Source organism: Rhizobium sp. PEPV16 (assembly GCF_008919455.1).
GTDB lineage: Bacteria > Pseudomonadota > Alphaproteobacteria > Rhizobiales > Rhizobiaceae > Rhizobium > Rhizobium leguminosarum_Q.
On the sequence record NZ_VSZV01000246.1, the window covers coordinates 10,540 to 17,364 of the forward strand.

General features: G+C 58.0%; 3 protein-coding genes and 1 pseudogene. All 4 read left to right on the forward strand.

The genetic code is table 11. The features are described from left to right. Positions 1–266: 266 nt before the first annotated feature. The 4 genes and pseudogenes from FY112_RS37555 to FY112_RS09245 all read left to right on the forward strand — a co-directional run bounded on the left by FY112_RS37555 (position 267) and on the right by FY112_RS09245 (position 6,630). Positions 267–1,442 (forward strand): hypothetical protein, encoded by a 1,176-nt coding sequence (locus FY112_RS37555; protein ID WP_246700637.1) that lies wholly within the window; start codon positions 267–269, stop codon positions 1,440–1,442. 629 nt (positions 1,443–2,071) lie between these two features. Beyond that, the gene (gene repA / locus FY112_RS09240) at positions 2,072–3,319 is read left to right on the forward strand and encodes a plasmid partitioning protein RepA (RefSeq protein ID WP_151518232.1); all 1,248 of its coding nucleotides are present in this window, start codon (positions 2,072–2,074) and stop codon (positions 3,317–3,319) included. A 71-nt stretch (positions 3,320–3,390) separates the two neighbouring features. Continuing rightward, positions 3,391–3,669, forward strand: coding sequence for a hypothetical protein (locus tag FY112_RS36685; protein WP_181018189.1), 279 nt, complete (start codon positions 3,391–3,393; stop codon positions 3,667–3,669). A 1,345-nt stretch (positions 3,670–5,014) separates the two neighbouring features. Beyond that, positions 5,015–6,630 (forward strand): annotated as a pseudogene (locus FY112_RS09245) (acetolactate synthase large subunit). Positions 6,631–6,825 lie beyond the last annotated feature (195 nt).

The following is a 6,825-nucleotide window of genomic DNA, read 5'->3' on the forward strand; positions in this document are numbered from 1 at the left end:
CGACTATACGGAGATTCCGCTTCCGAGCGGGCATGTCGGCGTGCTCGTTTCGAGCAAGTCGCAGGGCAAGCTCCCCAAAAGCATAGTTGAATGGCTCCGGCCACGGGACGGGTAGGGGATAGCTATAAGCAAACAAGATTTTCTCCCCCGCCGAAGTCGTCACGATCACCCGTTCGGACGGCAGTCGCCTTTTCCGCTTCGAGGCGGGATGTCACCAATAGAATACAAAATCCCCTCCGAAAAAGCTCGGAGACTGATGAAACTGCTTGGAGAACAAGATGCACTGGATTTCCAGATTATTTGCAACGGGTGCCGTTTTTGCGTTAGCGTTCATATCCCTCGACGGCTTCGCCCGGTCGGTCGATGCCAACCTGGCAATCAACAGGCCGGACGAGGCGTCTTGGCGTCTCTTCGCTTCTGTCGCTGCTCCCGCCGCGGCGACCCCTGACAAAGTTTTGTTCGAAACATGGGCTTCGAACGAAGATACATTCACTCCGCACCCTGTTTTTCCGGGCGCCAAAGGTGACCCGTCCTGTGGACAATCGGATGCAGCGGCGGAAATCGCCACTCCCGTGGCTAGCCCTAAAATACTGAGTCTTCCAGCCCTCCAGCAGTTGGCTCCTATGGGCCTCATCCCGCATGGGTCGCCCGACGGGAGCGAAGAAGTTCGCCGCAACCAGGCGACTTTCGATTACATCGTTTGCAACCAGCTCTATACCAAGGCCGGTCTGCGATCCTTCTTTAATGCCGGCCGGCCGATCTCAGCTCCTGTCGGCGCCATGGAAGTCAAGGCAAATTGGGTGCCCGCCGACGAGGTCGATAGCGCCGATTATTATGTCAGCGAGGCACCTGACGGGAAGAAATACGCGCTAACCGCCATGCATATCATCAGTAAGGTGCTGCCCAACTGGACCTGGGCAACGTTCGAGCACCAGAACAATCCAGGCCGTTGCGATTATACCGGATGCCATGATGCTTATGGTGCGGTTGTCGCCGACGTGGAGGCGAATGAGGCCCTTGATCGGCCCTACAGCGACTGTGCAAAGAACGACCCACTGAAAGCCATGCTGAGCTCTGCAGGCCTTTCACCCGTGTGGGAACATTACTGCCTGAAGGGCAGCCAGACCAACTTCGTCTCGGCGACCGGCTTGCCGACGCATCTTGGCAATTCGGTAACGGAGGCCGGATTCGCCGACACTTCGTCCTGCATCACCTGCCATGCGCGTGCCGCCGTCAACGCAAAGGGAATAATGACGACGCCAGCAGGATTTGTCGATCCGCCGATCCCGGCGCTCTGCCCCAATCCATCCGGTTCCTGCAGTCCGAATGGCGCGCCGGATCCGAATTGGTTCTGGACCAATCCCGGCAAGCTCGACCAGGCCGCCGTTGCCATGCAGACGGATTTCATCTGGTCAATTGCCCGCTTTGCAATCGGGGACTAACACCGGCCCGCCACGACGCTGCCCGACAAAGCGAACCGACGAAAGTTGGCCGCCGATGAAGTTATGCGCATGACCGTCTATCTTCGTGATCGGCGCCCGGTCCGGCACCGCCCGGCGGCGGCAGGGACCTAGCGGCGCTGGTTTCGCGGAGGACGAGATCTGATCTTGCGCGCGAGCGGCGCAATGTTCTGCGCCGGACCTCTTCTGAATTCAGGCGGCTGGCGCGGATGTCGAAGGCACGGGTTGTGCTCTTCGAGATCATCCGCCGCACCGCAACGATCGTCATGTTGTGACAAGAATCTGAATCGATTCAATTCGCGAGTCCACGTCTTAGGCTCATTGGGACAAGCGGGGCCGCATGATCCGACGGCCAGAAGGGCCATACCGGGGTAACGGCGAAAGTGGTGGCACGCTGGGTCGAGCGGTTCCTGTGCGGAGCCCAAGCCGGACCCCGGAGCAGATCGCCCCAAAAATCTCGTTCCGCCCTAATAGGAATTGAGAACAAGAATTCCCGGACGAAAGTATAAGTTTCCTGGCGCGGCAAAGTGCTTGTTGACGGGCGCAGATAATGTGGTAAATCGTGACAGAATAAACACGTCATGTACAGTAAATGCCGTCACGAGGTCACTATGCCACGCTCTGAGAATCCACCTCAAATGGAAACCACTTCGGAGCGCATTCAGCGCCATGCCAAAGAACTCTGGAATCACCTAATCGAGCGGGGGGCAGCTCCTAATTTGCGATACGACAGGACCCTTCGCTCGTTCTCCTTGGGCGAGGTTGCCGAGATTCTCGGCGTGTCGGGCAGTTATTTGCGCCAGTTGTCAATTGATGGGCTGGGGCCAACACCGAAGCTGGGGACCGCAGGACGGCGCTCCTATACGCTTCGACAGATCAACGAACTCCGTGCCTATCTCGCTTCGGCCCGTCAGAAAGAGGCTTTGAAGTTTTGCCCGCGCAGGCGCGATGGTGAGAAACTACAGATCATCTCAGTAGCCGCCGGCTCCGCAAGCACCACCACATCTCTCTATCTGGCTCAGGGCCTTGCACTTCAAGGATACCGCGTTCTCGCTATAGATCTCGATTCCGACGGCTCATTGTCGAAAGGGTTCGGTTATAATTTTCCGTATATCAGTTTCGGCAGCCGTCCGATGAGCATGTATGCCGCTTTAAGCTATGATGAAGATCGGGTCAGTATGCGTTCTATAATTCAACCAACCCATTTCGATGGTCTTGATTTCGTGCCGGGTAATCTCGAGCTCCACCGGTTCGAACGGCAAAGTGCGCAGCGCTACCATAGTGAAAAATTGAAGTATCCAGATGCTAGCATCAGAATGGTGGATGCTCTCAAGGAAGTCGAGGAGGATTACGACGTCGTCGTTATCCACTGTGGAGGTGGAAGCTTTCTGACCGCGGGTGCCTATGAAGCAGCGACCGGCGTTCTGGTGACTGTCCGCCCTCAATGGCCTGAGATCGCGTCAATGACCATGTCCCTAGACTATTACTTGCATAGAATCTCCTTGATCGAAAAGGCTGGGAGGCCCGTAAATCACGATTTCACCAAGTATTTGGTGACAAGGCACGATCCGCGTGACGTCTCAGAGCAGGACGCAGTCGCATTTCTACGGGATTCCCTTGGGGATGATCTGTTGACTGCGACCGTCTGGGAGTCGGACGCGATCAGGGAAGCCTGGCTAAAAAATCGATCGTTGTATGAGTTGTTAGCCGGAGCGGTAGGCCGATCGGCGTACGAGCAGGCGATGGAAACACTGAATTCCACGAATGCGGAGGTAATGGACATCATATCCGAGGTTTGGGGTCGTCCCAAAATGCATGTGTCGAGGGCTTCGCGGACTGCAGGTAAGGCGAGTTCCTAATCCAGGGGACTTAACAAGTGAGCCCACGCACGCAGCCCTACGCTTCATGTTGTACGGAAACGGCTGAGCTCTTGAAGGCGGTCAACGCCATGGCGGAGGCGGAGACTACGAAGCAGATATTCTTTGAGGAAATGGTTATATCATCGACGCGGCCACGCCGCGTGCGTCTGGTGATTGCCGCCGGTCTCGAGGAAATCGAAGTCCATGGTCGCAGGTTCCGCCGACGAGAATGGCGCCAGGCGTCCCATGGTCGAAACAGCGTCCGCGAGCCGCTCGGCCCGGTTATGATCGACATGATTGGCATTACGATAACCAGGAGCGTGCAACGAGTTGAAAGCTCGCAAATTTGATCTAGACGTAATCCGCGTAACGCCATACAGGCCCTCCGTTCATATAATGCCGCAACGATGGGCCTGACACATGACCGCACCCGTTCACATGCTCAAGAAAGCTCGATGCCTACTTGCATAGCCGGGGGCATCCATAGGAAGGCCGCCCCAAACACCGCTACCGCCGAACCAACGTTGTTTCTGCATACGCGATCGCGTGGATCGGTTTGACTGGGCCGAACCCGACCGCGACTGTGACAAGCTAAACTCCGCCGGCCCTTTCTTCTGCAACTGTATCAGGTGGGGCAGCGCCGATGGTCCGCGACAGGTGGCTCAAAATTCGACGGCGCACGCTTTCCCCGCTGGAATTCGCGAGGGGCACGCCACGCCTCCAGTTCTGCACTTTAATTGCAGGAAGCCTGTGACACCCCCCCCATGCACCCCAGTCGATTTGCCGTGTTCGGCTACGCACTGGTCCATCCTTAGGAAAAACCAATGTCTGACCGAGGAGGAGGCGCTTGGCTGCCGGACCTGTCATCATGACCAGCTGCAACAGCACTCCTGGCGCGCAGGGCCGGATACACTTATGAAACGGCAAGCGTCATTTGCTCGACGTCGTGTCCCTTGAGTGGGGAGAGGCCGCTCAAACATTTTTGGCCGATGGCGGAGCAGCGCGCGCGCCAGACAGCAACATTATGCAGGGCACCAGATGCGGGACGAGGTTAGCTCGTCCTGGTGAATGGGATCGCTCGCCGCGGCGCTTGATCGATGATCCCACCGGAGACAGCGCTATTGGATAAGTAGGATCGTATCCCAAGGAGTGGTTTAGCGCGATAGCACTGGCCTGCCAGTATTCCCGGTCGGTCGGTTGTTGACGACAATCAACTTACGACATCGTCGTCGCCTTTGTCAGCTTCGCGACACGCATTCCTCTTCGCCCAATCCCATATTTTCCGCCCACGTCGCTGAAATAGCGGCGAATTATTGTTCGTCAGCTCAATCGGCCTGCTTGGCATGAATCTTGAGAGCTATTGCGAGGCAGCGGAACGGCCGCCGCATCCGCGGTGCGGGATAACCGCATTGCTTCGAACACATGAAGGAACGCCAAGCATGGCAGCTCGCAGATCGCATTCTATGGAAACGGCGGAATTGGCAAGTCCACTACCAAAATTGTCTCCGCCGCCGAAGCCGTCACGAGAGGCCTTGCTCCGATAGAGCCGGTAATTTTGTTGACGCGGCAGGTTAACGGCCGTTGACGTTCCTGCCGTATGATCGTAAATAGCCACATGACGCTTTAATTGCGTCATATTTTAATTAGACCGTCTGGAGGTCTGTTATGCCACAATCTGATAAACGTCGGAAGCGCATGATCAAGGGGTCCGACATTTTTGTGCGGGAGCTTGAGAACGCGGGCTTCGTGCGCATCTATGGCGTCCCCGGCGAGGAAATCCTCGACCTCATGGAGTCGGTGCGCAAGTCGAAGAAGATCGATTTCGTGGCGACCCGCACCGAGTGGGATGCGGCCCTCATGGCCGCCACCGAAGGCCGGCTCACCGGCCGTCCAGGCGGCTGCCTCTCCACCTGCGGCCCGGGCGCACTCAACTTCCCCAACGGCGCTGAGTATGCCCATCTCGGCGGATTTCCGATGTTGATGATCGCCGGCCAGAAGCCGATCAAAAGCAGCCTCCATGGGCACTTCCAAGTCACCGACCTCGTCTCCGTGATGAAGCCGGTGACCAAGCTCGCAGTACAAATCGAGTCGGTGCAAATGATCCGGCCAGTCCTCAGTGACGCACTCCGCATCGCGCAGGCGGCAAAGCAAGGCCCAGTGTTTGTTGTAATACCGGAAGACATTGCGGCCGAAGAAGGTCAGGAGGATGAACTATGATGGCAAGCGGTAAGACCCACGATCTCGCGCTTGAAATGATCCTTGCGGCCAAGTGTCCGCTGATCATGGTGGGCGGGGCGGCAAGCCGCCTCGACCAGCACTCGAACGCCCAAATCGGCGACTTCGTGCAACGCACCCGCATTCCCTTCTTTGCCACGCAAATGGGCAAGGGCGTCGTGGCGGAGGACTCCAACCTCTATATGGGCACGGCGGCGCTTTCTAAAAGCGACCATGTCCACGTCGCCGTCGACAAGGCCGACCTGATCATCGCCATCGGCCACGACACGTGCGAAAAGCCTCCGTTCATCATGTCTGAGGGCGGCCCGAAGGTCATTCACATCGCACATCAGCCTGCGACCTTCACGCAGGCCTATTGGCCGCAGCTCGAGGTCATCGGCGACATCGGCGCTTCAGTCGCGGCGCTGGCGGATCGCCTCGAGGGCAAGCTGCCCAATGCCGGCGGATTGCTGCCGCTGCGCGAGGGGATCCTCGCCCTGATTGGCGAGGGTGCCGATGATAAAAGTTGGCCGGTCACCCTGGATCGCATAGTGCACGTTGTTCGCAAGGTCATGCCGGAAGGCAGCATTGTTACGCTCGACAATGGCCTTTACAAGATCCCGTTCGCCCGGAAGTATCGGACCAATCACCCCAATACGCTGCTGCTCGACAACACGCTCGCGACCATGGGCGCCGGCGTGCCCTCAGCGATCGTGGCCGCGCTGCTCAATCCTGGGCTCCGCGTCATGGCGGTCTGCGGCGACGGCGGCTTTCAGATGACCGGCCAGGAACTGATGACGGCCGTCGAACAAAAGCTAAACCTCGTCGTCCTCATCTTGGACAACGGCGGCTGGGGCATGATCGAAGCGAAGCAAACCGCCAGAGGTTTCCCGAAATTCGGCGTCGACTTCCAAAATCCGGATTTCGTGAAATTGGCCGAAGCCTTTGGGGCCAGGGGAACGCGGGTCGAAACGCTGGACGATCTGATGCCGGCGCTTGAAGCCGCTCTCAAAGGCGGCGGGGTGCATGTGGTCGCAGTGCGGGTCGATGATTCAAAGTACAAGCGACTGCTCGGCGGGCTGAACGACCCGGAATAAACCGCCTCGGGGAGCCCCGGGGCGATCGACAGCAAGGATCGGCTTTTCAGAGGGGGGCGGCAGGCCGCCCTGCCGCCCGAGAGAGCCAAGTGAGGACCAAAAGCATGAAAGCCTTTACTTTCCAAACCCCGCCCAACATCCGTTTCGGCGCAGGCGCGTCCAGCAAGATCGGCGGGCTCCTCAAGGGCTATAAGG

What these genes read in the sequence shown, in the direction of transcription:
- repA (WP_151518232.1), top strand. Translation starts at nt 2,072, where the DNA reads ATGCCACGCTCTGAGAATCCACCTCAAATGGAAACCACTTCGGAGCGC.